25 protein-coding genes and 3 tRNA genes are annotated in these 25903 nt (G+C 66.8%); 12 read left to right on the top strand and 16 right to left on the bottom strand.

The features are described from left to right. Positions 1-16: 16 nt before the first annotated feature. Positions 17-1363 carry a class II 3-deoxy-7-phosphoheptulonate synthase gene (locus HMPREF2581_RS26420; RefSeq protein WP_003117352.1) on the bottom strand — a complete coding sequence of 449 codons (1347 nt, stop codon included), beginning with the start codon at positions 1361-1363 and terminating at the stop codon, positions 17-19. A 175-nt stretch (positions 1364-1538) separates the two neighbouring features. Here HMPREF2581_RS26420 and HMPREF2581_RS26415 point away from each other — a divergent pair, with 175 nt between their 5' ends. Beyond that, positions 1539-2288 (top strand): spermidine synthase, encoded by a 750-nt coding sequence (locus tag HMPREF2581_RS26415; RefSeq protein ID WP_003119872.1) that lies wholly within the window; start codon positions 1539-1541, stop codon positions 2286-2288. Between the two features lie 26 nt (positions 2289-2314). Here HMPREF2581_RS26415 and HMPREF2581_RS26410 read toward each other — a convergent pair whose 3' ends face one another. Then, positions 2315-3106, bottom strand: a complete 792-nt coding sequence (locus HMPREF2581_RS26410) for a crotonase/enoyl-CoA hydratase family protein (RefSeq protein ID WP_003090929.1) — start codon at positions 3104-3106, stop codon at positions 2315-2317. Positions 3107-3416: 310 nt separating this feature from the next. Between HMPREF2581_RS26410 and HMPREF2581_RS26405 the strand changes: the two genes are divergently transcribed. Further along, positions 3417-5120, top strand: a complete 1704-nt coding sequence (locus HMPREF2581_RS26405) for a DEAD/DEAH box helicase (protein ID WP_003119873.1) — start codon at positions 3417-3419, stop codon at positions 5118-5120. A 366-nt stretch (positions 5121-5486) separates the two neighbouring features. Here HMPREF2581_RS26405 and HMPREF2581_RS26400 read toward each other — a convergent pair whose 3' ends face one another. The 6 genes from HMPREF2581_RS26400 to HMPREF2581_RS26375 form a co-directional block, all read right to left on the bottom strand. Then, entirely contained in the window at positions 5487-6257 is a 771-nt protein-coding gene (locus tag HMPREF2581_RS26400; RefSeq protein WP_003109673.1) for a DODA-type extradiol aromatic ring-opening family dioxygenase, read from the bottom strand. A 90-nt stretch (positions 6258-6347) separates the two neighbouring features. Then, entirely contained in the window at positions 6348-7319 is a 972-nt protein-coding gene (locus tag HMPREF2581_RS26395) for a LysR family transcriptional regulator (protein ID WP_003138744.1), read from the bottom strand. 36 nt (positions 7320-7355) lie between these two features. Then, positions 7356-8795, bottom strand: coding sequence for an efflux transporter outer membrane subunit (locus tag HMPREF2581_RS26390; protein ID WP_003138746.1), 1440 nt, complete (start codon positions 8793-8795; stop codon positions 7356-7358). Then, positions 8792-9856: an HlyD family secretion protein gene (locus HMPREF2581_RS26385; RefSeq protein WP_003109676.1), complete on the bottom strand. Its 1065-nt coding sequence runs from the start codon at positions 9854-9856 to the stop codon at positions 8792-8794. The genes HMPREF2581_RS26390 and HMPREF2581_RS26385 overlap by 4 nt, the downstream gene beginning before the upstream one ends. A gap of 11 nt (positions 9857-9867) precedes the next feature. Continuing rightward, complete coding sequence (locus tag HMPREF2581_RS26380; RefSeq protein WP_003130821.1) at positions 9868-11460, bottom strand: MFS transporter; 1593 nt, start codon at positions 11458-11460, stop codon at positions 9868-9870. Positions 11461-11597: 137 nt separating this feature from the next. After that, on the bottom strand, positions 11598-12530 hold the full coding sequence (locus tag HMPREF2581_RS26375) for a LysR family transcriptional regulator (protein WP_016254231.1): 933 nt from the start codon (positions 12528-12530) through the stop codon (positions 11598-11600). A gap of 156 nt (positions 12531-12686) precedes the next feature. On the opposite strand from HMPREF2581_RS26375, the gene HMPREF2581_RS26370 reads away from it, so the two are divergent. Continuing rightward, entirely contained in the window at positions 12687-13133 is a 447-nt protein-coding gene (locus tag HMPREF2581_RS26370) for a universal stress protein (RefSeq protein ID WP_003138749.1), read from the top strand. Positions 13134-13188: 55 nt separating this feature from the next. Beyond that, complete coding sequence (locus tag HMPREF2581_RS26365) at positions 13189-13845, top strand: thiopurine S-methyltransferase (protein ID WP_003109680.1); 657 nt, start codon at positions 13189-13191, stop codon at positions 13843-13845. A gap of 31 nt (positions 13846-13876) precedes the next feature. Here HMPREF2581_RS26365 and HMPREF2581_RS26360 read toward each other — a convergent pair whose 3' ends face one another. The 4 genes from HMPREF2581_RS26360 to HMPREF2581_RS26345 all read right to left on the bottom strand — a co-directional run bounded on the left by HMPREF2581_RS26360 (position 13877) and on the right by HMPREF2581_RS26345 (position 17867). Further along, positions 13877-15004 carry a M14 family metallopeptidase gene (locus tag HMPREF2581_RS26360; RefSeq protein ID WP_003138752.1) on the bottom strand — a complete coding sequence of 376 codons (1128 nt, stop codon included), beginning with the start codon at positions 15002-15004 and terminating at the stop codon, positions 13877-13879. Between the two features lie 139 nt (positions 15005-15143). Next, positions 15144-16019: a protease HtpX gene (htpX, locus tag HMPREF2581_RS26355; protein ID WP_003090915.1), complete on the bottom strand. Its 876-nt coding sequence runs from the start codon at positions 16017-16019 to the stop codon at positions 15144-15146. Between the two features lie 133 nt (positions 16020-16152). Next, a complete protein-coding gene (locus HMPREF2581_RS26350; protein ID WP_003115276.1) occupies positions 16153-16605 on the bottom strand; it encodes a hypothetical protein in 453 nt (150 codons plus the stop codon). Between the two features lie 50 nt (positions 16606-16655). After that, complete coding sequence (locus HMPREF2581_RS26345; protein WP_003090913.1) at positions 16656-17867, bottom strand: pyridoxal phosphate-dependent aminotransferase; 1212 nt, start codon at positions 17865-17867, stop codon at positions 16656-16658. Positions 17868-18051: 184 nt separating this feature from the next. Between HMPREF2581_RS26345 and msrB the strand changes: the two genes are divergently transcribed. From msrB to ospR, 3 genes are all read left to right on the top strand, one after another. After that, a complete protein-coding gene (msrB, locus tag HMPREF2581_RS26340) occupies positions 18052-18450 on the top strand; it encodes a peptide-methionine (R)-S-oxide reductase MsrB (RefSeq protein ID WP_003090911.1) in 399 nt (132 codons plus the stop codon). A gap of 111 nt (positions 18451-18561) precedes the next feature. Next, a complete protein-coding gene (locus HMPREF2581_RS26335) occupies positions 18562-19047 on the top strand; it encodes a glutathione peroxidase (RefSeq protein WP_003138755.1) in 486 nt (161 codons plus the stop codon). Further along, positions 19044-19535: a hydroperoxide stress response transcriptional regulator OspR gene (ospR, locus tag HMPREF2581_RS26330; RefSeq protein ID WP_003090908.1), complete on the top strand. Its 492-nt coding sequence runs from the start codon at positions 19044-19046 to the stop codon at positions 19533-19535. The genes HMPREF2581_RS26335 and ospR overlap by 4 nt, the downstream gene beginning before the upstream one ends. Positions 19536-19553: 18 nt before the next feature. On the opposite strand, the gene sagS is transcribed toward ospR, so the two are convergent. Continuing rightward, positions 19554-21914: a two-component system sensor histidine kinase/response regulator SagS gene (gene sagS, locus HMPREF2581_RS26325; RefSeq protein ID WP_003138758.1), complete on the bottom strand. Its 2361-nt coding sequence runs from the start codon at positions 21912-21914 to the stop codon at positions 19554-19556. Between the two features lie 82 nt (positions 21915-21996). On the opposite strand from sagS, the gene HMPREF2581_RS26320 reads away from it, so the two are divergent. Next, entirely contained in the window at positions 21997-22887 is an 891-nt protein-coding gene (locus HMPREF2581_RS26320) for an ATP-binding protein (RefSeq protein WP_003138759.1), read from the top strand. Next, a complete protein-coding gene (locus HMPREF2581_RS26315; RefSeq protein ID WP_003090905.1) occupies positions 22884-23366 on the top strand; it encodes a GAF domain-containing protein in 483 nt (160 codons plus the stop codon). Before HMPREF2581_RS26320 ends, HMPREF2581_RS26315 begins: the two co-directional genes overlap by 4 nt. 9 nt (positions 23367-23375) lie before the next feature. Here HMPREF2581_RS26315 and HMPREF2581_RS26310 read toward each other — a convergent pair whose 3' ends face one another. Together HMPREF2581_RS26310 and HMPREF2581_RS26305 are read right to left on the bottom strand one after the other, a co-directional pair. Next, the gene (locus HMPREF2581_RS26310) at positions 23376-24038 is read right to left on the bottom strand and encodes a glutathione S-transferase family protein (protein WP_003098798.1); all 663 of its coding nucleotides are present in this window, start codon (positions 24036-24038) and stop codon (positions 23376-23378) included. 61 nt (positions 24039-24099) lie between these two features. Further along, entirely contained in the window at positions 24100-24873 is a 774-nt protein-coding gene (locus HMPREF2581_RS26305) for a hypothetical protein (RefSeq protein WP_003090903.1), read from the bottom strand. Between the two features lie 217 nt (positions 24874-25090). Between HMPREF2581_RS26305 and HMPREF2581_RS26300 the strand changes: the two genes are divergently transcribed. From HMPREF2581_RS26300 to HMPREF2581_RS26290, 3 genes are all read left to right on the top strand, one after another. After that, positions 25091-25166 (top strand) — tRNA-Glu (locus HMPREF2581_RS26300). 2 nt (positions 25167-25168) lie between these two features. After that, positions 25169-25244: transfer RNA gene (locus tag HMPREF2581_RS26295), tRNA-Gly, on the top strand. A gap of 84 nt (positions 25245-25328) precedes the next feature. After that, positions 25329-25404, top strand: a tRNA-Gly gene (locus HMPREF2581_RS26290). 209 nt (positions 25405-25613) lie between these two features. Here the strand turns inward: HMPREF2581_RS26290 and HMPREF2581_RS26285 are convergent. Beyond that, positions 25614-25903 (bottom strand): RebB family R body protein (locus tag HMPREF2581_RS26285; protein WP_070867393.1); only part of this gene is annotated, 290 nt, incomplete at its 5' end.

Below are 25903 nucleotides of genomic sequence, written 5' to 3'. Positions count from 1 at the left end.
AGCGGCCGCGGCGCGCTCAGCGGCGTACCTGCTTCAGGGTTTCGGCGATCAGGAAGGCCAGCTCCAGCGACTGGTCGGCGTTCAGCCGCGGGTCGCAGTGGGTGTGGTAGCGGTCGCTGAGGCCGTCTTCGGTGATCGGTCGCGAACCGCCGATGCATTCGGTGACGTTCTGCCCGGTCATCTCGATGTGGATGCCGCCGGCGTAGCTGCCTTCGGCCTGGTGCACCTCGAAGAACTGGCGGACTTCGGCGAGCACGCGGGCGAAGTCGCGGGTCTTGTAGCCGCTGGAGGCCTTGATGGTATTGCCGTGCATCGGGTCGGAACTCCACAGCACCTGGCGGCCCTCGCGCTGGATGGCCTGGATCAGGCGCGGCAGGTGGTCGCCGACCTTGTCGGCACCCATCCGCACGATCAGGTTGAGGCGGCCCGGATCGTTGTCCGGGTTGAGAATATCGATCAGGCGGATCAGCTCCTCGCTGTCCATGCTCGGTCCGACCTTGACCCCGATCGGATTGCCTACGCCGCGCAGCATCTCGACATGAGCGCCGTCGAGCTGGCGGGTGCGGTCGCCGATCCAGAGCATGTGCGCCGAGCAGTCGTACCACTCGCCGGTCAGGCTGTCGCGGCGGGTCAGGGCTTCCTCGTAGTTCAGCAGGAGCGCTTCGTGGGCGGTGAAGAAGCTGGTTTCGCGGAGCTGCGGCGCGCTGTCCAGGCCGCAGGCGCGCATGAAGGCGAGGGTCTCGTCGATGCGGTCGGCGAGTTGCTGGTAGCGCTCGGCCAGCGCCGAGTTGGCGATGAAGTCGAGGTTCCAGCGGTGCACCTGGTGCAGGTCGGCGAAGCCGCCCTGGGCGAAGGCGCGCAACAGGTTGAGGCTGGCGGTGGACTGGTGGTAGGCCTGCAACAGGCGCTCCGGGTCCGGCACGCGGCTCTTCTCGTCGAAGCCGATGCCGTTGACTATGTCGCCGCGATAGGCAGGCAGGGTCACGCCGTTCTGCGTTTCGTCGCCGGAGGAGCGCGGCTTGGCGAACTGGCCGGCCATGCGCCCGACCTTCACTACCGGGCAGCCGGCGGCGAAGGTCATTACCACCGCCATCTGCAACAGTACCTTGAAGGTATCGCGGATCTTCGCCGCGGAAAATTCGGCGAAGCTTTCCGCGCAATCCCCGCCCTGGAGCAAGAAGGCGCGTCCGGCGGTGACTTCGGCGAACTGCCGGCGCAGCTCGCGAGCCTCGCCGGCGAAGACCAGCGGCGGGTATCCGGCGAGGGTCTGCTCGACCCTGGCCAGGTGCGCGGCATCGGGGTACTCGGGTTGTTGCTGGATCGGCTTGGCCCTCCAGCTCTCGGGGCTCCAGGACTGGCTCATCTACGACTCTTGGCAATGCTCGGGAAAGCGGATTGCGGCATGGTAGAGCAGCTCGCCGCAGCGCCGCCAGCGATCGTTGCAATAGCGGAAATCCATCGTCGGGCCGGCTTTGCTATGCTGCGGTGCTTTTGCCGGAGCGCCTGGCGATAGCCGGCGAAGCGGCGGGGGGAGGTGAGTGGTGAGCGAAGAACGTCTGCTGGTCGAGGAGCGCGACGAATACGGGGTCATCCGGGTCATCGAGTCCGGCGACTATCGCTTCCTCGAGTTCGGCGACGGTGTCGAGCAGAGCTGCGTGTTCATGCCCGATCCGGCCTGGCTGGAATACGACTACACCCGCGCCATGCTGCTCGGCGGGCTCTGCCATTCGCAACCGCGTCGCGCGTTGTTCCTCGGTTTCGGCGCCGGTAGCCTGACCCAGGCCTGCCTGCGTCACCTGCCGCTGGAGGAGGCCGAGGCCATCGAGCTGCGCCCGGCGATTCCGCGCCTGGCCCGTGAGCATCTGGGGCTGCGCGACGACCCGCGCCTGCGATTGCGCATCGGCGACGCACTGGAGAGCCTGGGCGAATGCGCGGAGGCCGACCTGATCTTCCTCGACCTCTATACCGATACCGGCCCGTCGGCCGCGCACCTGGCCTGGAATTTCCTCGGCGCCTGCCAGGAGCGCCTCGCCGAGGATGGCTGGCTGGTGATCAACCAGTGGAGCGGCACCGATGGCAAGCCGCTGGGCGCGCCGCTGCTGCGCGGGCGCTATCACCATCATTACTGGGAGTGTCCGGTGGCCGAGGGCAACGTGGTGATGCTGGTGCCGGCGAACCTGGCCCTCGAACTCGACCAGGAAGCCCTGCGGACGCGTGCCGCGGCGCTGGAGCCGCAACTCGGCTATTCGTTGCAGGGCTATATCGACAGCCTGCGCCCGGCCCAGTAGCCAGGGCGCGCGGACAAGGGCCCGGCCTAGCGTCCTTCGAAGCGTCCCGGGCGGCGTTCCTGGAGCGCGCGCAGGCCTTCCTTGGCGTCCTCGCTGTCGAGCAGGCGCCTGGCGGCTTCCGGCAACGCAGCGGCGGCGACCGCTTCGCCTTCCAGCAGGGCCTGGCGCGCCGAGCCGAGGGTGGCGCGCACGCCGAGCGGCGCCTGGGCCGCGACCCGTTCGGCGAGAGCGACGGCGTGGTCGAGGAGGTCTTCCGGGGCGGTGACTTCCTGCACCAGGCCGAGACGATAGGCTTCGTGGGCGTCGAATTCGTCGCCGGTGAGCAGCCAGCGCATGGCGTTGCCCCAGCCGGCGACCTGGTGCATGCGCAGTGTCGCGCCACCGAACGGGAGGATTCCGCGCTGCACTTCGAGCTGGGCGAAGCGCGCGTTGCTGGCGCAGAGGTTGATGTCGGCCGCCAGCATCAGTTCGATGCCGATGGTGTAGCAGTAGCCTTGCACGGCCACCACCAGCGGCTTGCTTGGACGCCGGCCGCCGAAGGTGCCCCAGGGATCGACGGCGCCTTCGGGGAGTTTCCAGCCCTGGCGGAAGGTCTCGCCGACATTGGCCAGGTCCAGCCCGGCGGTGAAATGCTCGCCGTGGGCGAAGAGCAGGGCACAGCGCAACTTGTCGTCGGCCTCGTATTCGCCGAGCGCGGCGACCAGGTCGTCGAGCATCGGCAGGTCGAAGGCGTTGCGCTTGGCCACGCGGTCGAGGCCGAGCAGCAGCAGGTGGCCGCGCCGTTCGCGGCTGATGCGTCCTGGGAGGGTGTCGTTCATGCGGCGGTTTCCTGGCGGGGGGCGGGCAACGTCGGTATAGACGTCTGGAATCGGGATGTCCATTGTCAGTCTCTCCGATGACGCATGTCGGAAAAAACGCACACAAACGTCAAAATTCCGGTATGATGCGCGCCGGTCAAAACTGACCCCGTTCAGGACCTGCATTTTTCGGAGCGCTGTGCTCTGGCTGTGTATCCGCTCTGCGGATTTCCTTTACGTAATCTTCTAATTCAAAAGCAATCTCGCAAATCCCCGCCCCAGCTGCCTGGGTGGCCGTTTCGGCCGTACAGGGCATGAGCAGCCATGGGTCATGGGTCTTTGCGGATGTATACGAGGCAAACCCATGACTCAGGAAACCGTCGGCTTCGCCGCGCTCGGTATTCACCCCAATGTGCTCGCGGCAATCGTCGCCGTAGGCTACGAAGAGCCTTCGCCTATCCAGGCTCAATCGATTCCGCTGATCCTCGAAGGCCACGACATGATCGGCCAGGCGCAGACCGGTACCGGCAAGACCGCCGCGTTCGCCCTGCCGCTGCTGTCGCGCATCGACCCGAGCCGTCGCGAGCCGCAGATGCTGGTGCTGGTGCCGACCCGCGAGCTGGCCCTGCAGGTCGCCACCGCCTGCGAAACCTATTCCAAGCAATTGCCGGGCGTCGGCGTGGTCGCCGTCTACGGCGGCGCGCCCATGGGGCCGCAACTGAAGGCCCTGCGCCAGGGCGCACAGATCCTCGTCGCTACCCCCGGCCGCCTGTGCGACCACCTGCGCCGCGACGAGAAGCTGCTGGCCACCGTCCAGCGCCTGGTGCTCGACGAAGCCGACGAGATGCTCAAGCTCGGCTTCATGGACGACCTGGAAGTGATCTTCGAGGCGCTTCCCGAATCGCGCCAGACCGTGCTCTTCTCGGCGACCCTGCCGGCGTCCATCCGTGGCATCGCCGAGCGCCACCTGAAGCAGCCCAAGCACGTCAAGATCGCCGCCAAGACCCAGACCGTGGCGCGCATCGAGCAGGTCCACCTGATGGTCCATGCCGACCAGAAGGCCGGTTCGATCCAGCGCCTGCTGGAAGTCGAGCAGTTCGACGCGCTGATCGCCTTCGTCCGCACCAAGCAGGCCACCCTCGACTACGCCGAATTGCTCGAGCGCCAGGGCTACCGCGCCGCCGCGCTCAACGGCGACATGCCGCAGGCCCAGCGCGAGCGGGTCATCGAGTCGCTGAAGGACGGTTCGCTGGACATCGTCATCGCCACCGACGTTGCTGCCCGGGGCCTGGACGTACCGCGCATCACCCACGTGCTGAACATCGATATGCCCTACGACCCCGAGTCCTACGTGCACCGCATCGGCCGTACCGGCCGTGCCGGTCGGGAAGGGCGCGCGCTGTTGCTGGTGACTCCGCGCGAGCGGCGCATGCTGCAGGTGATCGAGCGGGTCACCGGGCAGAAGGTCGGCGAAGTCCGCCTGCCGGATGCCGAGACCGTACTGGAGGCCCGCCTGGCGCGCCTGGCCGCGAGCCTGACGCCCTTGCTCGACAGCGCCGTCGAGCAGCGCGGCGCGGTGCGCGACGAGCTGTGCCGTCGCCTCGGCTGCGATGCCGAGACCCTGGCCGCCGCACTGCTGGCGCGCCTGACCGCCGGCAAGGCGCTGGACCTGGAGTCGGTGCGCCGCGAACAGCCGCTGACCCCATCGGCACCGCGCGAGCGTGCCGACCGTGGCGAACGCGGCGAGCGTCCGGAGCGCAGCGGCGAGCGTCGTCCGATGGCGCCGCCGAGCGAAGGCCGTGCCCGCTGCCGCACCGCCCTCGGCGCGCGCGACGGGGTCGCGGCGAAGAACCTGCTGGGCGCGATCCTCAACGAGGGCGGCCTGTCCCGCGAGGACATCGGCCGCATCCAGATTCGCGATACCTTCAGCCTGATCGAACTACCCGAGGCCAACCTCGAGCGCCTGCTGACCAAGCTCAAGGACACCCGCGTCGCCGGCAAGGCCCTGCGCCTGCGCCGCTATCGCGAGGACTGAGGTCCAGCGCGATGAACAAAAGCCCCGCTTCGGCGGGGCTTTTTCATGGGCTTGATGTTTGCTGGCCGGGCTGTTTTTCGCGCCTGCCCCGGCTTCTCGTTTCGTCACCCCGGGCGAGCCCCTCTGGCAAGCGTCTAAAGGAAACAAAAGACTCGCCCAGCCGCCAGGGCAGGCACCACGTCGTGCATGCCAGACCTGCACATACCGAAGCCCTGATCCGCCGCCTATCCATGACATCGCGGATAACGCCTATGGCGTTATTCGCGCTACAGGACTATATCGCTCGCGATTTCCTGGCTGCCAGCCGAGTCCACCCAGCTTGCGGCGGGAAGCCAATGCTCTCCGCCAGTCCCACGAGAAGTTCTGTCAATCGAAGCGATAGATATCCATCCCCAACGAGCCCAGGGTAAAGCCGCTGTGCTCGACGCGCATCCCGCCGCCGCCCGCGCCGCGGGCGAAGAACAGCGGCAGCAGGTGCTCGTCGCTGGGGTGGTTGCGCGCCGCCCAGGGCGCCTGCCGGCGGTAGTCGTGAAGCGCGGCCTCGTCGTCGGCCTGGAGCTTTTCCACCATCCAGTCACGGAACTCCCGCGCCCAGGGCGCGATGGCTTCCGGTCCGGCGTGCCAGTCCAGTTCGCCCAGGTTGTGGGTGATGCTGCCGGAACCGATCAGCAGCACGCCTTCCCCGCGCAGTTGGCGCAGGGCCTGGCCGACGCGGCTCTGCAGGGCCGGACCGAGGCGGCTCGGCAGGGACAGCTGGAGCACCGGGATGTCCGCCTGCGGGTACATCAGGCTCAGCGGCACCCAGGTGCCGTGGTCGAATGGTCGCTGTGGGTCGGCCTGGGCCGGCAGGCCGGCGGCCTGGAGCAGTTCGATCGTCCGCTGCGCCAGCGCCGGCGCGCCCTTGGCCGGGTAGCGCACGGCGTAGAGGGGCGGCGGAAAGCCGTAGAAGTCGTGCCAGATATCCGGCGCCGCGGCGCCGGTTACTCGCAGGTCGTCGCTTTCCCAGTGCGCGGAAACCACCAGGATCGCCTTCGGCCGCGGCAGCTCTGTAGCCAGGCGGCGCAGTTGTACGCCGCTGGCGCCCGGTTCGAGGGCGAGCATCGGTGAGCCGTGGGAAATATAGAGAGTCGGTAGCATGATTCACCTCATGACTCGGATGAGCCATGTTCCTCCCTCGATCAATCGAAAACCAGTATATGTTTTTGAGGATACCTATCGATCCAGACGTTAGGTCGCGGTCTCGCGCGCTACGCCAGTTGGGCTTTCCGCCCAGTAGCGCCGATCGTCGAGGATCGCCCGGTCACGCTCGAACGCCAGGGGCAGGCGTTCCCTGAGGAAGTCCACCCAGGTGCGGATCTTGGCGTCCAGGTAGCGCCGCGAGGAGTACAGCACGAACACCTCGCGGACATGCAGTCGATGGCCCGGCAGTAGCCGCAACAGGCTGCCTTCCTGCAGCGCGCGGGCGGCGACGAAGCCGGGCAGCAGGCAGACGCCGAGCCCGGCCGCGGCGGCGGCGCAGGCGGCCTCGGGGAGGTTGACCTTGAGCGCCTCGTCGAGATCGAGCAGCGTTTCGCCGCGTTCGCCGACGAAGACCCAGCCCTGCGGGCAGGACGGCGCGGCCACGTTCAGGCAGCGATGCCGCAGCAGGTCCTCCGGCGTGCGCGGCACGCCATGCCGTGCCAGGTATTCCGGCGCGGCACAGACCACGCTGAACACCTGGCCGAGATCGCGGGCGACCAGGGTCGAGTCCGGCAAGGTTCGGCCGAGGGTGATCAGCACGTCCAGGCCTTCCTCGAGCAGGGCCGGGGTGCCCTGGGCCAGCGTGAGGTCGACGGAGACGTCCGGGTGGCCGTCCAGGTAGTCCACCAGTAGCGGCATCAGGTGCTCGAGGCCCAGTTCGGTCACCGCGTGGAGGCGCAGGCGACCACTGGCGTGGGACTGGCTGTCTTCGACGTCCGCCGCGGCGGCGGCGACCGTACGCAGGATCTGCTTGCAATGCTCGTAGTAGCGCAGACCGCTTTCCGTCACCACGACGCTGCGCGTATTGCGTTGCAGCAGGCGCGCCGAGAGCGCCTGTTCGAGCCCGGCGACCTGGCGCGAAACGGTCGCCGGAGAGGTGCCCAGCGTCTGGGCGGCCTGGGTGAAGCTGCCGTGCTCCACCACGCGGACGAAGGTCCGGATACCGTGCAGCAGGTCCATTTCCAACTCCTTCGCCGGTCCGCGCCCGGCGTCGTCTCAGCCCGACGCCGGGTCGGACGTTGGGCTCCAGCCGCCGCCCAGCGCCTTGTAGAGGTTGACCAGGGTCAGAGACACCGCTTCGTCGCTGGCGACCTGCTGTTCCTGGTTGTCCAGCAGTTGCCGCTGGCTGTCGAGCACGCTGAGGAAGTCCACCGCGCCGGCGCGGTATTGCTCGCGGGCGCTCTGCAGGGCGCGGCGGTTCTGCGCCACGGCTTCGCCGAGGCGCTCCTGGCGGCGCTGGTTGGCGGCGTAGTCGTGCATCGCGTCGTCGACTTCCTGCCAGGCACGCAGCACGGTGCGCTGGTAGTCGATGGCGGCTTCCTGCTGCTGTGCCTCGCGTAGCTCCAGGCGTCCGCGCAGGCGTCCGCCTTCGAAGATCGGCAGGCTGAACGCCGGGCCGATGGCGAACTGGCGATGGTCCCAGTCGCCCAGGCTGGACAGTTGCAGGGATTCGAAACCGAAGTTGCCGTTGAGCGTGATGCGCGGATAGAAGTCCGCCTTGGCCACGCCGATGCTGGCGGTAGCGGCGTGCAGGCGCGCTTCGGCACGACGGATGTCGGGGCGGCGCTGGGCCAGTTCGGACGGCAGGCCGACCGGCACGCTGCCCGGCGGACGCGGAATCTCCCGCGCCGGGCCGAGTTCGGCGAGCAGGCTGCCGGGGCTGGCTCCGACCAGGTAGCCAAGGGCGTTGACCAGGTGCGCCTGGTTCTTTTCCACCTCGGGCAGGCGTGCCTCCATGCTGGCCACCTGGGCCAGCGCCTGGGCTACCTCGAGGTCGGTGGCGACGCCGTTGGCCAGGCGCGTGCGGGTGAGTTCCAGGCTGTGCCGTGCGGTCTCGAGGTTGTCACGGATGATCGCCGCACGGCTCTGTTCGCCGCGCAACTGGATATAGTCGCGCGCGGCTTCCGCCAGCACCGAGACCTGCACGTCGCGCAGTTCGTTCTCGCTGGCTTCCACCGTCGCGTCGGCGGCTTCCAGCTCGCGTCGCACGCGGCCCCAGAAGTCCAGCTCCCAAGAGGCGTCGAAGCCGGCCAGGGCGTGGTTGTAGTTGCCTTTGCCGGCCTTGCCGGAAGGATCGAACAGGCCGGCGCTGGTGGTCCGCTGGCGCTGGTAGTTGCCGCTGGCGTCCACCGAGGGCAGGGCGTCACCGCCGAGGCTGCGACGGATCGCGCGGCTCTGCTGCAGGCGCGCCGCGGCGCTGCGCAGGTCGAGGTTGGCACGCTGGACCCGTTGCAGCAGGGCGTTCAATTGCGCGTCGTCGAACAGCGTCCACCATTGTGCTGCGAGTGGCGCGGCGGCGAGGTGGCTGGGGTTGCCGGTAGCGGCCTGGAGCGACCAGTCGCCGGGCGCAGGGCGGTTCGGGCGGGTGAAGTCGGGACCGAGGCTGCAGGCGCCGAGCGCAAGGCTGGCAATAAGCAGGAGCGGAGTGCCTTTCATTGCTGGGCGACCTCGGCGGAGTGGGTGCCGGTCGCGGTGTCGATCCGTGCTTCCACCGACATGCCCACACGCAACTTGCCCGCCATGGCCTGGCGCGGCTCGAGAACGATCTTCACCGGGATCCGCTGGACCACCTTGGTGAAGTTGCCGGTGGCGTTGTCCGGGGCGATCGGCGCGAAGCTCAGGCCGGTGGCCGGTGCGATGCTGTCGACATGGCCGCGCAGAACCTCGCCGGGGAAGGTATCGACGCGGATCTCCACGGCCTGTCCGGGAGAGACGTGGGTCAGTTGGGTTTCCTGGAAATTGCCGACCACGTAGGCCTGCTGCAGGGGCACCACCGCCAGCAGCGCGCTGCCCGGCGTGACATAGGCGCCGACGCGCAGTTGGCGGCGGCCGACCAGGCCGTCGAAGGGCGCGCGGAGTTCACAGTAGGAGAGGTCCAGGCGGGCCTGGTCGCGTCGCGCCTGCATGCGTTGCAGGTCGCCACGGGCCTGGCCGACGCGGGCTTCGAGGACGCTCACCTGCTTGCGCGTGGCATCCACCGCGGCCTGGCCCTCGGCCAGCCGGGCGCTGGCGGTATCGATCCGCGATTGCGCCTGCTGGGCGTTCTGCAGGCTGCCGGCGCCCTTGCTGGCGAGGGTCTGGTAGCGGCTTTGCTCGTGACGGGCGAAGACCAGCTCGGCCTGCTCGGCGCGGACCTTGGCCCGCGCCTGTTCGATCAGCGCCTGCTGGCGTTGCAGGTTGGCCTCGGCATTGGCCAGGTTGGCCTCGGCACCGAGCACGTCGGCTTCGGCGGCGGCCAGGGCGGTGCGGAAGTCGCGGTCGTCGAGGCGGGCGAGCAACTGGCCGGCCTTGACCGGCTGGTTGTCCTCGACCAGGACGTCCTGGACGAAGCCGGCGACTTTCGGCGCGACCAGGGTGAAATCGGCGTGCACATAGGCGTCGTCGGTGCTCTGCACGACCCGTGGGGCGAGCAGGTGGAACAGCAGGTAGACCAGTAGGATCAGGACCAGCAGGGCGGCGAGCAGCAGGCTGCCCTTGCGCGAAGTGATGAACGACATACAGCGACCTTTCAGTGTGTGGGAGCGACCGGGCGGGGCGGGTAGGCCCGTTGCGGCAGGATCGGAATCAGGATCAGCAGGGCGCAGGCCAGGCCGGTCATCGCCAGCAGCACGTCGGCGTTGCCCAGCACCTGGGCCTGTTGGCGGGCCTGTTCGGCCAGGTGCTGCCAGTGCGCGCCGGAGTCGGCGCCCGGTTGCAGGCCGGCGATCTGTTGCAGGCGCAGTTCGACGGCCTGGGACGCATTGCCCAGGTGATCCACCAGGCGGTTGGAGTGGTAGTGCTCGCGGGCGGTGCCGAGGGCGCCGATCACCGCGGTGGCGACTACCCCGGAGAAGCCGCGGACGGTGTTGAACCAGGCTGAGGCGAAGGGCCCCTCGATGGGCGCGATGACGCTGGTGGAGAGCATCAGCAGCGGAATCACCGCCATCGGCTGGCCGACCACCAGTAACAGCATCGGCAGGTAGAAGTCCTCGCGCACCCAGTCCGCCGTCAGTTGGCTGAAGCTCAGGCAGGCACCGGCGCACAGGCACAGGCCGCAGGCCAGCACCCAGCGGCAGTCGACCCGCGGGATGTTGCAGAGGGCCGCCACCAGCGGCAGCGCGACGAGCTGCGGAAGAGCCACCAGCAACACCATGGGTACGCTCTGCAGGGGGCGGTAGCCGCGGATTTCGGCGAGGAATTCGGTCGGCACGCCCATGCTCGCGCCGAGCACCACCAGCACGCCGGCCAGGGTGATCAGGGCGAAGGTCAGGTTGCGCCGCTTCAGCAACTGCAGGCGGAAGAACGGCAGCGGGTGGCTCCATTCGTTGACCAGGAACAGCCCCAGCAGGAGGCTGCCGCTGCCCAGCAGCAGGCAGATCAGCGGCGACTCGAACCAGTCCAGGCGTTCGCCTTGCAGCAGACCGATCACCAGGGCGCAGATCGCCGGGAAACCGGTGAGCAGGCCGATGCCGTCGAACTGGCGGAAGCGTTCCAGGCGCACCGGGTCCTGGGGCAGGCCATGGGACACCGCGGCCATCGCTACCAGGCACAGCGGAATGACCTGCCAGAACACCCACTGCCAGCCGACGTATTCGAACCAGAACGCCGCCAGCGGCAGGCCCAGGTTGGGCCCGAAGGTCGCGGTGAGGGCATAGGCGCCCAGGCCGTAGAGCTTTATCCCCGGCGGCAGGAAGCGTAGCGCCACGGTCATCAGCATCGGCGGCAGGCAGCCGGCCATCAACCCTTGCAGGGTGCGCAGGACCAGCAGGCTCTCGAGGTTCGGCGCGAACGGACAGAGCAGGGCCAGCAGGGCGAAGCCGCCGATGGCGAAGAGCGTGAAGCGGCGCAGGGAAAAGGTCACCGAACACCAGGGCGCGAATGCCATGGCGGCGACCTGGGTGGCTTCGTAGAGCACGGTCAGCCAGGTGCCTTCGTCATGGCCGATGGCGAGTGCGCCGCGCACATCGGTCATGGCGATCTCGGTGACATGACCATTGAGACCGGCGGTGAGCGAGGCGAGCAGCACGCCGAGCAGGCCGACCACGATGCGCGCGCCGAAAGGCTGGGCGGCGGGGGCTGAGGTTGGCGTCGGCTGGCCGAGCGGGGTGGCGAGCGAAGTCATCGCGACCTCGCTACGGCGAGGGTGGGGAAACAAGGCATGGGCGGAAACTCTTCTGATTTCCGCCGCAGTCTAGGAGCGTCCCGGTAGTGTGAAAATTGAAATGATCGAAATGAATCAGTGCATTACACGCATCTATATCAGTTGGAGCCCAGCAGCGGATGGGGATCGTTCTGCACTTCCTCGCAAAGCCGCTTGACCGTTTGCCGGAACCAGCGGTGCGCGGGATCGTTGTCGAAGCGTGGATGCCAGGCCTGGACCACCATCACGGTCTTCAATGGCACCGGGATGTCGAACTGGCGCAGGCCCAGGCCCAGTCGGTTGGCCCGCCACAGGGAGTGCTCGGCGATCGGCAGCAGCAGGTCGGAACCGGGCAGGGCGAAGATCGCCGAGTGGAAGGTTGCGCAGACCAGCTTGACCTGGCGGGTCACCCCCAGCTCTCCCAGGGCTTGGTCCAGCGGGCCGTGGTGGAGTCCGCGGCGCGAGACGCTGATGTGGGGGAAGGCGGCGAAGCGCTGCGGGGTGATGTCGTCGTCGAAGATCGGATGCCCCTGGCGGGCCAGGCCGACGAAGCGGGTGGTGAGCAGTTGCTGGGTCTTGACCTCGGGCTCCATCCAGGACGAGGCGCCGATGTAGAGGTCGATGCGGTTCTGCCGCAGGGCTTCGTCGTCTATGTCCGATTCCGGGGCGAAGCGCAGGGTACAGCGTGGCGCTTCCTTGCTGAAGATTTCCAGTATGCGGGTGGCCAGACCGCCGACCAGGGTGTTGTTGGAACGCAGGGTGAAGCAGCGCTCCAGCTTGTCCAGTTGGATGGTCTCGCGGGTGTTGAACAGGTCGCGGGCCTGGTCCACCAGTTGCCGGACCTGCTCTTGCAGTTCCAGGGCGCGGGGCGTGGGCACCAGCTTGCGGCCGGCGCGGACCATGATCGGGTCGCCTACCGCCTCGCGGATCCGCGACAGGGTACGGCTCATCGCCGGTGGGCTGAGGTGCATGCGGCGCGCGGCTCCGACCACGCTGCCCTCTTCGAGAAGAACGTTGAGGGCGACCAGGAGATTCATATCGGGAAGATGCATGGAGTGGAAGTATAAGCACCCTTGAGTGCGCAAGGTGCAGTCTTTTGCTCTCCCAGGCGTGCGTTCGCTGCATTGCTGGATTGCGTCCGCGATGCCTTTACGCGCGCCGGTGGCTACCGAAGAATGCCGGTGTACGCCCTGTCCGAGGATTTGCCGATGTTCCATACACTCCTGGTCGCCATCGACGGCGGCCCGCAGACCCGTCGCATTGCCGAGCTGGCGCGGCAGGCCGCCGCGCCGGGCGCGAGGGTCCACCTGCTGTGCGCGGTGGACGCCGGCTATGCGTTGCCGGGCCGGCCGACGCTGCTCGACTATCCGCCCGCCGCGCACGAGTGTGAAGAGGCCCGGCAGGTGCTCGACGAGGCCCGTGCGCTGCTAGCCGGGTGCGAGCTGGAGGTACGGGCCGAGCTACGCGCCGGCGACCCGGTGCAGGTGATCCTGGGCGAGGCGCGGCGCCTGGGCTGTGAGCTGATCGTCATCGGCCATCGGCACCTGGGACGGCTGGAGCGCCTGCTCGATCCTTCAGTTGGCGACCGGGTGATCCGCGAGGCGCCGTGTCCGGTGCTGGTGGAAGTGCGCGAGGAAGATGCGCAGGGGAGTTGACCTGCCGGCCGATTGTCGCCACCTTGCGGGTTTTTCCACGAATGCGGAGGGCAGGATGCAGGCGGATTTTTGGCACGCCCGCTGGGCGAACAACCAGATCGGCTTCCACCTGGACGAGATCAATCCCTACCTGATGCGCCACCTGTCGCGGCTGCGATTGCAAGCGGGCGAACGGATCCTGGTGCCGTTGTGCGGCAAGACCCTGGACCTGGCCTGGCTGGCCGCCCAGGGGCTGGAGGTGCTGGGGGTGGAGCTTTCGGAAAAGGCCGTGAGCGACTTCTTCGAGGAGCACGACCTGCGCCCCGAGATCGATCAACTGGGTGGTTTCCGCCGCTACCGGGTCGCCGGCATCACCCTGCTGCAGGGTGATTTCTTCGCCTTGCAGGCAGAGCACCTGGCGCAGTGCAGGGCGTTCTACGACCGCGCCGCGCTGATCGCCCTGCCGCCGGAGATGCGCGAGCGCTATGCCGGGCATCTCCAGGCGGTCCTGCCGACGCGCAGCCTCGGCTTGCTGGTCACCATCGACTACCCGCAGGCGGAGATGGCCGGTCCGCCGTTCGCCGTGCCCGACGAGGAGGTGCGTGGCTACTACGCTGGCGGTTGGCGGATCGAGGAACTGGAGCGCGGCGACGTGCTCGGCGTCAACTGGAAATTCCTCGAGCGCGGGGTGTCCTGGCTGAACGAGGCCGTCTACCTGCTGGAGAGAGGCTGAAACGGGGCGCCGCGCGGCGCCCCGTCCATTTTCAGCGGAGTTCGTCGACCAGCACCGCAAGGGTGCTCAGGACGTCCTGGCCGAGCCGCTTGGAGCGGGCGCCGGACCAGCCGGTCCCGGGCTCCGGGTTGTCGTCGTGGTCCTTGAACGGCATCTCGATGGTGAACGCCAGGCAGTCGTAGGTCTGCCCGACGAAGTTGCAGGCCAGCGCCAGGTTGGCCTGGCCCGGCGCACTGCGTGGGTAGCCATGGCGGATCTGGAATTCGCCGCGCGCCATCAGTTCCTCGCGGAAGCGTTGCTCGAGCCGTTCCAGGCGGGGCGTATAGCCCGGGTTGCCCTCGCAGCCGGCGGCGAATACGTGGGGGATCTCCTCGTCGCCGTGGATATCGAGGAACAGGTCGACGCCATGGTGCTTCATCTCCTGCTGGACGAACCAGACTTCCGGGCTGCGCTCGGCGCTCGGCTCCAGCCAGGCCCGGTTGAGATCCTGGCCGGCGGCGTTGGTGCGCAGGTTGCCGTGGAACGCGCCGTCCGGGTTCATGTTCGGCACCAGGTACAGGTCGGCCTTTTCCAGCAGGCGCTGCATTTCCGTGTCGTCCGGCCGCTGCAGGCGCTCGATCAGGCCTTCCATGAACCATTCGGCCATGTGTTCGCCGGGATGCTGCTGGGCGATGATCCACAGCTTCAGGTGGCTGTCGGGATGGCGCCTGACCCGCAGCAATTCGATGTCGCGGCCTTGCACGCTGGTGCCGACGGCGAGCCGTTCGACGCCCTCGATACCGAGCGCACGTTCGACCAGGCGGGCATGCCGTTCGCGGCTGTAGGGCTTGAAGTAGGCGAAGCGGACTTCGCTTTCCTCCGGTTCCAGCTGGAAATGCAGGCCGTCGGCGTCGTATTGCGACGGTACGCGGAACCAGCGTTCGCCATCGTACGAGGCGACTGCCTGGTAGCCGCTCCAGGCATGGCTGTAGGCCGACTGGCCGGCGTTGACCAGGGTGAAGCGGTGCTCGGTGGCGGGAGCCATGCCCTCGACCTTGAAGTGGAACCACTGGAAATGCTGGCTGGCCAGGTCGGGACGGATCGCCAGGCGGATCCGGCGGGGATCGCTGGCATCGATGACCTGGATGTTGCCGCTGTCGAAATCGGCGCGGATCTGCATGGGAACCTCATCGGGCGAAATCACGGACCCGCATGTTCCGGGGCTGGCCCGCGGCTGTCAAAGCGACCATGGATAGGTGGCTTTCCCGGGCATAAAAAAGGGCGACCGATGGTCGCCCTGTCCCAAGTGTGAAAGCGGATCAGCGTGCGCTGGCGCGCAGCGCTTCGATACGATCTTCCAGCGGCGGGTGGCTCATCAGCAGGCCGGCCAGGCCGTGCTTGAGGCCGCCATTGATGCCGAAGGCGTTCAGGGTGTCGGGCATCTGCACCGGCACGCCCTGTTCCGAACGCAGGCGTTGCAGCGCGGCGATCATCGCGCCGGTGCCAGCCAGGTGGGCGCCGGCGGCGTCGGCGCGGAACTCGCGGCGGCGCGAGAACCACATGACGATGATGCTGGCGAGGATGCCGAGCACCAGTTCGGCGAAGATGGTCGCGACGAAGTAGCCGATGCCCGGGCCGTCCTCGTTCTTCAGGATCGCCTTGTCGACGAAGTTGCCGAAGATTCGCGCGAAGAACATCACGAAGGTGTTCACCACGCCCTGGATCAACGCCAGGGTGACCATGTCGCCGTTGGCGACGTGGCCGATCTCGTGGGCGAGGACGGCTTTCACCTCATCGGGCGAGAAACGTTCGAGCAGGCCCTGGCTGACCGCGACCAGCGCGTCGTTCTTGTTCCAGCCGGTGGCGAAGGCGTTGGCCTCGTAGGCGGGGAAGATGCCGACCTCCGGCATCTTGATGCCGGCTTCGCGGGACAGCTCTTCGACGGTCTGCAGCAGCCACTGTTCGTGACGGGTGCGCGGCTGGCTGATGACTTCGGTACCGGTGCTCATCTTCGCCATCCACTTGGAGATGAACAGCGAGACCAGCGAACCGGCGAAACCGAACACGGCGCAGAAGACCAGCAGGCTGCCGTAATTCTGGCCGGTGAAGCGGTCCACCCCGAGCAGTTTCAGGGTGATGCTGGCAATCACCAGGACTGCCAGGTTGGTGGCCAGGAACAACAGGATGCGCATCATGGTGTAAAGCTTCTCCTCACGGCTGAAGGCACGGAGCGCGGTTCGCAGGCCGCCGGGGCGGGCGAACGGGCTCCTGATAATCATGCGGGGTTATATAAGGGGCGGTCCATGGCGATTCAATCGAGGGACTATTTCAAACTGTGTCGCCTTGCGCGCCCAGGTTGCCCTCGAACAGCAGGCGGGTCAGCCCGGCCAGGCGTTCGCCGTCGCCCTGCGCCAGCGCCTGGCGCAACTGGTTGGCCAGGCTGGCCTGTTCGCGGCGCACGCTGGCCGGCGCCTCGGCCAGCGCCGCCGCGGCCCGGGGGACGATACGGGTAAGTCTTAGGAAGGCCTTTTCGCTGAGCACCGCCTGGTCGAGAGCCTCGTAATGAATGGTGTTGGCGAAGCGCAGGTAGCCTTCCTCGGCGAGCCAGAGCAACGCGCCCAGACAACTTTGGTGACGTTTGCTCGGCAGGCCGAACTCGTCCGGCGCCTCGCGGCCGATCAGGTCTTCGACGTAGAGCGCGGTCTTGCGCGGAAACGCCTGGTAGAGAAGCAGGAGGCCGCCAGCGGCGTCCTTGTGGAAGTCGTCGATCTGCAGGTCCATGGATGGGTCGCCGGGTAGGGCGGCGCCAGCGGCGCCGCGGGAGCGGGGGGTTACTGCTGGTAGCCCTTGAGGAAGCTGCCGATGCGCAGGATCGCCTGCTCCAGGTCATCGACGCGGGGCAGGGTGACCACCCGGAAGTGGTCGGGCCACGGCCAGTTGAAGGCGGTGCCCTGGACGATCAGCAGTTTTTCCGAGAGCAGCAGGTCGAGGACGAACTTTTCGTCGTTGTGGATCGGGCAGACCTTCGGGTCGATCCGCGGGAAGGCGTACAGCGCGCCCATCGGCTTCACGCAACTGACGCCGGGGATGTCGTTGAGCAGTTCCCAGGCGCGGTTGCGCTGCTCCAGCAGGCGCCCCGGCGGCAGGACCAGATCGTTGATGCTCTGGTAGCCGCCCAGGGCGGTCTGGATCGCGTGCTGCGCCGGGACGTTGGCGCACAGGCGCATGTTGGCGAGGATGTCGAGACCTTCGATATAGCTCTGTGCCCGCTGCTTGGGTCCGGAGATCGCCACCCAGCCGGAGCGGAAGCCGGCCACCCGGTAGGATTTGGACAGGCCGTTGAAGGTCAGGCAGAGCACGTCCGGCGCCAGCGAGGCGGTGGAGACGTGGACGGCGCCGTCGTAGAGGATCTTGTCGTAGATCTCGTCGGAGAACAGCACCAGGTTGTGCTGGCGGGCCAGCTCGACCATGCCTTCCAGCACTTCCCTGGAATACACCGCACCGGTGGGGTTGTTCGGGTTGATGATCACCATCGCCCTGGTGTTCGGCGTGATCTTCGCCTTGATGTCTTCGAGGTCCGGCCACCAGTTGGCCTGCTCGTCGCACAGGTAGTGCACCGGCTTGCCGCCGGCGAGGCTGACCGCGGCGGTCCACAGCGGGTAGTCGGGAGCGGGGATCAGCACCTCGTCGCCGTTGTTCAGCAGCGCCTGCATGGACATCACGATCAGTTCCGACACGCCGTTGCCGAGGTAGATGTCCTCGATGCCGACGCCCTCCACCTGCTTCTGCTGGTAATACTGCATCACTGCCTTGCGCGCGCTGAACAGACCCTTGGAGTCGCTGTAGCCCTGGGCGGTCGGCAGGTTGCGGATGACGTCCTGGAGGATTTCCTCGGGAGCTTCGAAACCGAACGGCGCCGGGTTGCCGATATTCAGCTTGAGGATGCGGTGACCCTCTTCCTCTAGGCGTTTGGCGTGCTTGAGCACCGGCCCGCGAATGTCATAGCAGACGTTGGCGAGCTTGTTCGATTTGCTGACCTGCATGATGTGTCGAGTCCCGAAGTGAGCGAACACCGTGGAACAGGCTGCGAAAAGCCCGCTGGATCGCGGCTTGGCAGGCTGTAACGCGGATGACAGACTGGCGTCTATAAGGAGCACGCATGATACGTGCGGCCCGTCCCCCGGAAAAGGGAGCGCCGGGCATTTTTCAGATCGCGAGGTAGAGCCGATGAGCAAGATCGACAAACCCCTGGACTCCTGGCGCGAGGAGTTGACCGAAGAGCAGTTCCACATCTGTCGCCTGGGCGGTACCGAACGCGCCTTCAGTGGCGAATACCACGCCACCAAGACCCCCGGGATCTATCATTGCACCTGCTGCGGCACGGCGTTGTTCGACTCCGACGCCAAGTACGACTCCGGCAGCGGTTGGCCGAGCTATTTCCAGCCGGTGGACGCCGAGGCGGTCCGCGAACTGGACGACTTCAGCCACGGCATGCACCGCATCGAAGTCCGCTGCGGCCGCTGCGATGCCCACCTGGGGCACGTCTTCCCGGATGGCCCCCGGCCCACCGGGTTGCGTTACTGCATCAACTCGGCCTCGCTGAAGCTGGTGCCGCGGGAGAGCTAGAGAGCGACGACCCGTCTTTGGTTCGGGTCGTTTTTCATTCAATCAAGTTGTGTGCAATTGAATTGCGAGCTACTTTGTTTCGAGACCTACCCTCAACAAGGAAGACAAGCCATGAGCGATTCTCTGCTGAGCATTCCCTGCACCACCATCAAGGGCGAACAGAAGACCCTGGCCGATTTCGGCGGCAAGGCGCTGCTGGTGGTGAACACCGCCAGCAAGTGCGGCTTCACCCCGCAGTACCAGGGGCTGGAGGCCTTGTGGGAAAAATACCGTGAGCGCGGACTGGTGGTGCTCGGCTTCCCCTGCAACCAGTTCGGCAAGCAGGAACCGGGCGACGAGGGCGAGATTTCGCAGTTCTGCGAGCTGAACTACGGGGTGAGCTTCCCGCTGTTCAGGAAGATCGAGGTCAACGGCGCCGGCGCCCACCCGTTGTTCGTCAGCCTGAAGAAGCGCGCGCTGGGCCTGCTCGGCAGCCAGGGCATCAAGTGGAACTTCACCAAGTTCCTGATCGGCCGCGATGGCCAGGTGGTGAAGCGCTACGCGCCGACCACCAAGCCGGAGGAGCTGAGTTCGGCGATCGAGGCGCTGCTTGAATGAGCACCCGGGGAAAAGTCGCCAGACCGGATGGCGTCGAAGAATCGCTGCTGCTCGACAACCAGCTGTGTTTCAAGCTGTACGCCGCCTCGCGCGCAGTGATCCGCGGCTATCGGCCGCTGCTCGAACAGATCGGCCTGACCTATCCGCAGTACCTGGTCATGCTGGTGCTCTGGGAGTGGCATGCGAGCCCGCCGGAGCAGCCGACGGTGAAGGCCCTGGGCGACCGCCTGCTGCTCGACTCGGGAACCCTGACGCCCTTGCTCAAGCGCCTCGAACAGCTCGGCCTGGTGGATCGCCGTCGCGCCAGCCACGATGAGCGGGAGGTGCACCTGGCGCTGACGGTGCCAGGGATCACCTTGCGCGAACGGGTCATTCCGCTGCGCCAGCAACTGATCTGCAGCACCGGTTTCGACCTCAACGAGATGTTCGACCTGCACCAGCGCCTGGGCGGGTTGCTGTCGCGTTTTCGCCTGGTGGTGGGAGGCTAGCCGTCGTCGCGAGACCGGCTAGTCGCCCGCGGTGAGCGGGCACCAGCGGTCGAGGATGGCCTTCAGTTCGTCGCGGTGGAAGGGCTTGGCCAGGTAGTCGTCCATGCCGGCGGCACGACAACGTTCGCGCTCGTCCGGCAGGGCGTTGGCGGTCAGCGCGATGATCGGCAGGCCGCCCCAGCGTCCGCTGTCGCGGATCTGCCGGGTCGCTTCGTAGCCGTCCATCACCGGCATGTTGCAGTCCATCAGGACCAGGTCGATGGGATGCTCCTCCAGCATCTTCAGGGCATTCAGCCCGTGTTCGGCGATCCATACCTGGCAGCCGAGCTTGTGCAGCAGGCCCTTGGCGACCAACTGGTTGACCGGGTTGTCCTCCACCAGCAGGACCCGGGTGTCGCGCTGTTCTCCCGCGGTGTCCGAGGCGCTCGACGGGGCTATGGCGGTGTGTTCGAGCACGTGTTTCAGGGCCTGGTACAACTGGTTGCGACTCAGCGGCCTGGCCAGTTGGCGCAACGGCGACAGGCGGCGGGCCAGCTCCGGTTCGAGGAAACTGCCGTAGGCGGTGACCAGCAGGATCGGCGTACCGATGCTCGGACGCAGTCCCATCAGGCAGTCCGGGCAATCCGATATCAGTACGTCGAGCGAGTGGCCGAGCAGGCTGTCGTCGGTCTCCAGACGCTTGTACTCCAGGCCCCAGCGCGGCAGCCAGGTTTGCAGCAGCTGCGCCAGCCCGCTGTTGGCCGAGCATTGCGCGATCACCCGGCCGCGCAGCGGCAGCGCCTGTAGCGGAGGGCTGACCGGCGCCAGCGGCAGGCCGACGCTGAACAGGCTGCCCAGGCCGACCGTCGACTCCACCGTCAGTTCGCCCTGCATGGCCTCGCACAGCTTGCGCGTGAGGGCCAGGCCGAGGCCGGTGCCGCCGTATTGGCGGGTGATACCCGCGTCGGCCTGGGTGAACGGTTGGAAGATGCGATCCAGCGCCTCCTGGGCGATGCCGATGCCGGTGTCGCGCACACTGATGCGCACACCCTCGGCGGTGGCTTCCACGCGAACGTCGACCCGCCCCAGGCGGGTGAACTTCAGCGCGTTGGACAGCAGGTTGCTGACGACCTGGCGAATCCGCGTCGGGTCGCCGGAAACCTGGGCGGGCAGGGCGGGGTCGACCAGGCAGGTCAACTCCACGCCGGCCGCGGCGTTCTGCGAGAGGAGGCTGGCGGTGTCTTCCACCAGGACGCCCAGGTCGAACGGGATCTGTTCCAGGACCAGTTGCCCGGCCTCGAACTTGGAGAGGTCGAGCACGTCGTTGAGCAATTCCACCAGCACCTTGCCGGAGTCGTGGGCGATCGACAGCTGTTGGCGCTGTTCCGGGGTGAGCGGGCCGTCGAGGCTCAGCGAGAGCATGCCGAGCAGGCCGTTCAGCGGCGTGCGGATCTCGTGGCTCATGTTGGCCAGGAAGCTGGCGCGGGCCTGGGCCATGTCGAGGGCGGTCTGGCGGGCTTCTTCGAGTTCCTGGTTGGACAGCGTCAGGCGCGCGTTGGCGGCCTTCAGCTCGGCGGTACGGGCGGCGACGATGCTTTCCAGCTCCTCCAGATACTGGGTCAGGCGGTTCTCCGCCTCCCTGCGCTGTTCGATCTCTACCGAGATGCGCCCGAGCTGGCGGTTGATGACTTCCACCAGCACGCCGATCTCGTCGCGTTCGTGGCCCTTGGGGCAGGGCAGGCGCATGCGTGCCGGCGAGCGTGGATCGTGTCCGCTGAGGGCCTGGATCAGGCTGACCAGGGGCTTGGTCAGCAGGGTGTAGAAGAGCACCAGCAGGATCAGCGACAGCAGCAGGCTGCGCACGAAGCCGGAGAGCAGGGTGATGCCGGCGCGACGGAGGAAGTCGTTGCCGAACACGAAGGTGTCGATTTCCAGCTGCAGTACGCCGAGGGCCTCGCCCGGCGCATGGTCGACATGCAACGGGTCCTCGTAGACCCGCTTGTGGCCGAAGAGGAAGTCGCTGAGCGGCCGCAGGCGGCTTTCGGCGGGTTCGCGCGAGGCGCTGGCCAGCGGCAGGCCGGAGGTGTCGATGATTTCCGCGCGGACTACGGCGGGCGAACGCAGCAGGCCGAGGACCAGCTCCTGGGCCAGCTCCGCATCGATGTTGTAGGCGATTCGCGCGGCGGGGTTGTGGCTGACGTCCAGCAGCGCGCGCACTTCGCGATTGATGGATGCGTCCTGGCTGGCATAATCGACGCCAACCTGAATCAGGCTGAGCAGGGTTCCCAGGATAAAGGCCACCAGCACGGTGAGGCTGGCCTGTTTGAACGACAGGCGATGGGTCAGCGCTATATCCATGGGGGCGGGGATCAGCCTTGGCGAGGTTCTGCCGCCTAGCATAGCCCATCCCGACCGTCTGTCGGGGTTCCTGGGCGCAACCGATGATCGATCCGTGACGTCAGTCCGATCCGAGGAGAACAGAGTGGATTCCCGATTGAGCGATTTTCTTGCCCGCGCCGAAAGCGTGCTCGCGCGCCTGGAGCCGCTGCTGCCGGCCGTACGCGAAGCCGTCGACTGGGAGCGCAGCCTGGCGGCGCGCTGGCACCGCGACGGCCGCAGTGGCTACCTGCAGCCGCTGGAGGTCAGCCTCGACCTGCGCCTGGCCGACCTGCTGGGCGTAGAGCGGCAGTGCGAGCAACTGGAACGCAACACCCGCCAGTTCGTCGCCGGCCAGCCGGCCAACCACGCGTTGCTCTGGGGGGCCCGCGGGACCGGCAAGTCCTCTCTGGTTCGTGCGCTGCTGGCCGAGCTGGCCGGCGCCGGGCTGCGCCTGATCGAGATCGAGCGCGACCACCTGGCCGACCTGCCGCGCGTGGTCGAGCAACTGCAAGGCCTGCCGCAGCGCTTCGTGCTGTTCTGCGACGACCTCTCGTTCGATGCCGGGGAAGGCGACTACCGGGTACTCAAGAGCGTGCTCGACGGCTCGCTGGAGCAGGCGCCGGACAATGTGCTGCTCTACGCCACCTCCAACCGCCGGCACCTGGTTTCGGAGAAGCAGAGCGACAACGAGAACTGGAAGATGGTGGACGGCGAGCTGCATCCCAACGAAGCGGTGGAGGACAAGATCGCCTTGTCCGACCGTTTCGGCCTGTGGCTGTCGTTCTATCCCTTCACCCAGGAGCATTTCCTCAGCGTGGTTCGCCACTGGGTGGACGTGCTCGCGGAGAAGGCCGGGCTGGCCTGGAGCTGGAGCGAGGAGCTGGAGAAGGAAGCGATCCGCTGGGCGCTTGGCCGCGGCAACCGCAACGGCCGTTGCGCCTATCAGTTCTCCCGCTACTGGGTGGGCAAGCAACTGCTGGAGCGCCAGGTATGATCGATCTGCAGCAATCTGGCGCCGGGCTGGCCGGCTACGCCCTGCTGGCGGCGCAGGCCGAGGCGCTATTCGCCGACGAGCGTGATTTCATCGCCAACGCCGCGCAGTTCTCCGCCTTTCTCTTCCATGAGCTGGGCGACCTGAACTGGGCCGGCTTCTATCTGAACCGCAACGAGGAACTGGTCCTGGGGCCGTTCCAGGGCAAGGTCGCCTGCGTCCGCATTCCCTTCTCCAAGGGCGTCTGCGGCGCCGCGGCGCGTACCCGGCTGACCCAGCGGGTCGACGACGTCCACGCGTTTCCCGGCCACATCGCCTGCGACAGCGCTTCCAGCAGCGAACTGGTGGTGCCCCTGCTCAAGGACGGCCGCCTGGTCGCTGTGCTCGATCTGGACAGCCCGAGCGTGGGACGCTTCAGCGCCGAGGACCAGGCCGGGATCGAAGGCCTGGTGGAGATATTCCTGCGCCTGACGGACTGCTGAGCGACGCGTTCAGGCTTTCGCTGCGAGCTTGTCGAGGGTCCGTCGTTCCCCCGGCAGCAGCGCTTGCATCGCCGGGCGTTCGAGCATCCGCGCGAAATGCGCGGCGAGGGCCGGCCAGCGTTGCTCGTCCAGGTTTTCGCCGGCGTGACGCAGGTTGACCAACTGGCTGGCGATCGCCAGGTCGGCGAGGGTCAGCCGCTCGCCGACGAAGAAGGCCCGGCCGTCGAGATGGTTTTCCAGGTAATCGAAGTGCGCTGGCAGCTTTTCCTCCAGCGCGCGACGCACGTCGTTCTCCTCGCAGGCCTGGCCCATCGCCGGCTTGAGTATCCGGTTGCGGAAGATCGTCAGCGTGGCCAGGGGAGCGATCTCGTAGTCGGCGTATTTTTCCAGCCAGCGCACCGCTGCGCGGCCGGCGGGGGCGTCGCCCTGGAGATTCGGCGGTTCGGGATAGCGTTCTTCCAGGTACTGGCAGATCACGCTGGAGTCGGCGAGGGCCAGGTCGCCGTCGCGCAACGCCGGGATGCGGCCCAGCGGGCTGATCTCGCGATACCAGGCCGGCTGGCCGAACGGGGCGATCGCTTCCAACTGGTAGTCGAGGCCCTTTTCGGCCAGGAGCAGGCGGACCTTGCGGACGAACGGAGACAGCGGGGCTCCGTAGAGTGTCAGGCTCATAACGATTTCCTCGGTCGATATGAGCCTGGGTTATAGCACGGCTGCCGTGGGCAGGCCGGAATCAGTCGTAGACGTTCTTCTTCTTCCACAGGTCGTCTGCATCGAGGGCCTTCAATCCCTCGTTGAGTTCGCTGGGCTCCTCGCTCGCCGGCTGGCTGTTGTTCAGCACCATCGCGTTGGCGCGGGCCAGCTGCGCTTCCATCTGCTGCAGCTCCGCCTGGTAGCGCGCCAGCTCGGGCTGCTTGCGCAGGTACTGGGCGCCGCGCTCGAAGGCCAGGCGCGCCTGGCGCGGTTCGTTCTGCTGCAGGGCCTGCTGGCCGAGATTGCCGAAGAACTCGATATGCAGGCGCACCAGGAGGTGGCGAATCTCCTTGACCCAGATCTGCGCCTCGCTGCGCGGCAGGTGGCCGTCCTGGGTGAAACGGGTGAGCTGGGCATGCAGGGCTTCGAAGAGGAAGCGGACTTCCTTGGCCTTGTCCTCGGTCAGGATCGCCTGGGGCGGATTGCGCACCGGGATCGACTCGCCCTTGGCGACCAGCGCGCGCAACTCTTCTATGCGAGCCTTGAGCCCGGCATCGGCTTTCTTCTCCAGCGCCAGTTGCTGCTCGCTGAGGCTGAGCTCGATCTGGCTCATCAACAGCTTCAGCGACGGGCTGACGAACTGGCCGGGAAGGCTCTCGGAAATCTGCGCGCAGCGCCGGACCCGGTCGTTGAGTTCGGCTTTCAGGCGCGCTTTCTCCAGCTTGCTGTTTTCCACCACGTGGTTGATATAGCCAATGGCGATTAGGAGGGCGATCCCGCCGATGATGAGGGCGGTAATGAGGAGTGGCGACACCTTGGGACTCCGCTGTAAGAATTTTCTCAGTCTAATGTCTTGGTGCTACCACTGATAGCAGCAGCTCATTATTTGCACAGAAGTCTTTGATTTAAAAAAATTTTCTCAGAAGGGTTGACGCCTCCCCGGACGCTCCATAAAATGCGCGCCACTTCCAGCGTGAAGCCAAGCGCGAAACACTGGAAGCCGGAAAGATCTGTTGTAAGTTCCGGGCCGCGTCCCCTTCGTCTAGTGGCCTAGGACACCGCCCTTTCACGGCGGTAACAGGGGTTCGAGTCCCCTAGGGGACGCCATTGCGGGAATAGCTCAGTTGGTAGAGCACGACCTTGCCAAGGTCGGGGTCGCGAGTTCGAGTCTCGTTTCCCGCTCCAAATTCTACAGCCTGGCTTCGGCGGGGTTGGTGAAAGTTAGGCGTCAAAGGTTCGGTTTCGGCCGAACGGGCAACAAGTTGTAACGCGGGAATAGCTCAGTTGGTAGAGCACGACCTTGCCAAGGTCGGGGTCGCGAGTTCGAGTCTCGTTTCCCGCTCCAAACATGATCCAGGTTTCGGCCTGGGTCGAAGAGAAAAGGGCCTTCGGGCCCTTTTTTCGTTTCTGCGATCCGCACCGCCCTGGTGCTTTTCCCGATTCCCCCCATGTTCCCCTCGGCAGGCCGCTGTCCCGCCGCATCTGCTCGCTCGATCGTCGAGACGAAAAAGGCCACTCGTGGAGTGGCCTTCTCTGGTGTAGCGACGGCGGCGATCAGGGCAGCGCTTTGAGCACCGTCAGCAGGCTGGTGAGGTTGTCGGCCACGCCCAGCTGGCCGATCTTCTCGGTGGCGCCGCCGGCGGCGCTGGTATCCAGACTGTAGATCTGCATCACGCCCATGTTGGAAGCGGCCAGGGCAAGGGCGTTCTGCTGTTGCTGGGCAGCTACCGAATTCTCGAACAGGATGCCGGTGGAGTGGGCCATGGTCTGGAAGATCGAGCCCAGCGCCATGGCCGGGGCTTCACCGATCACCTTGACGTTGGACTGGGTGACGGCATCGGTGA

Origin of the sequence: Pseudomonas sp. HMSC057H01 (assembly GCF_001836405.1) — a bacterium.
Classification (GTDB): domain Bacteria; phylum Pseudomonadota; class Gammaproteobacteria; order Pseudomonadales; family Pseudomonadaceae; genus Pseudomonas; species Pseudomonas aeruginosa.
Note: the sequence above shows the minus strand (reverse complement) of the source record. Positions and strands in the feature narration are given on the sequence as shown.

Coding starts and splice junctions, on each gene's coding strand:
- HMPREF2581_RS26420 (WP_003117352.1), bottom strand. CDS start 1,363: ATGAGCCAGTCCTGGAGCCCCGAGAGCTGGAGGGCCAAGCCGATCCAG.
- HMPREF2581_RS26410 (WP_003090929.1), bottom strand. CDS start 3,106: ATGAACGACACCCTCCCAGGACGCATCAGCCGCGAACGGCGCGGCCAC.
- HMPREF2581_RS26405 (WP_003119873.1), top strand. CDS start 3,417: ATGGGTCTTTGCGGATGTATACGAGGCAAACCCATGACTCAGGAAACC.
- HMPREF2581_RS26400 (WP_003109673.1), bottom strand. CDS start 6,257: ATGCTACCGACTCTCTATATTTCCCACGGCTCACCGATGCTCGCCCTC.
- HMPREF2581_RS26395 (WP_003138744.1), bottom strand. CDS start 7,319: ATGGACCTGCTGCACGGTATCCGGACCTTCGTCCGCGTGGTGGAGCAC.
- HMPREF2581_RS26390 (WP_003138746.1), bottom strand. CDS start 8,795: ATGAAAGGCACTCCGCTCCTGCTTATTGCCAGCCTTGCGCTCGGCGCC.
- HMPREF2581_RS26385 (WP_003109676.1), bottom strand. CDS start 9,856: ATGTCGTTCATCACTTCGCGCAAGGGCAGCCTGCTGCTCGCCGCCCTG.
- HMPREF2581_RS26380 (WP_003130821.1), bottom strand. CDS start 11,460: ATGACTTCGCTCGCCACCCCGCTCGGCCAGCCGACGCCAACCTCAGCC.
- HMPREF2581_RS26375 (WP_016254231.1), bottom strand. CDS start 12,530: ATGCATCTTCCCGATATGAATCTCCTGGTCGCCCTCAACGTTCTTCTC.
- HMPREF2581_RS26370 (WP_003138749.1), top strand. CDS start 12,687: ATGTTCCATACACTCCTGGTCGCCATCGACGGCGGCCCGCAGACCCGT.
- HMPREF2581_RS26365 (WP_003109680.1), top strand. CDS start 13,189: ATGCAGGCGGATTTTTGGCACGCCCGCTGGGCGAACAACCAGATCGGC.
- HMPREF2581_RS26360 (WP_003138752.1), bottom strand. CDS start 15,004: ATGCAGATCCGCGCCGATTTCGACAGCGGCAACATCCAGGTCATCGAT.
- htpX (WP_003090915.1), bottom strand. CDS start 16,019: ATGATGCGCATCCTGTTGTTCCTGGCCACCAACCTGGCAGTCCTGGTG.
- HMPREF2581_RS26350 (WP_003115276.1), bottom strand. CDS start 16,605: ATGGACCTGCAGATCGACGACTTCCACAAGGACGCCGCTGGCGGCCTC.
- HMPREF2581_RS26345 (WP_003090913.1), bottom strand. CDS start 17,867: ATGCAGGTCAGCAAATCGAACAAGCTCGCCAACGTCTGCTATGACATT.
- msrB (WP_003090911.1), top strand. CDS start 18,052: ATGAGCAAGATCGACAAACCCCTGGACTCCTGGCGCGAGGAGTTGACC.
- HMPREF2581_RS26335 (WP_003138755.1), top strand. CDS start 18,562: ATGAGCGATTCTCTGCTGAGCATTCCCTGCACCACCATCAAGGGCGAA.
- ospR (WP_003090908.1), top strand. CDS start 19,044: ATGAGCACCCGGGGAAAAGTCGCCAGACCGGATGGCGTCGAAGAATCG.
- sagS (WP_003138758.1), bottom strand. CDS start 21,914: ATGCTAGGCGGCAGAACCTCGCCAAGGCTGATCCCCGCCCCCATGGAT.
- HMPREF2581_RS26315 (WP_003090905.1), top strand. CDS start 22,884: ATGATCGATCTGCAGCAATCTGGCGCCGGGCTGGCCGGCTACGCCCTG.
- HMPREF2581_RS26310 (WP_003098798.1), bottom strand. CDS start 24,038: ATGAGCCTGACACTCTACGGAGCCCCGCTGTCTCCGTTCGTCCGCAAG.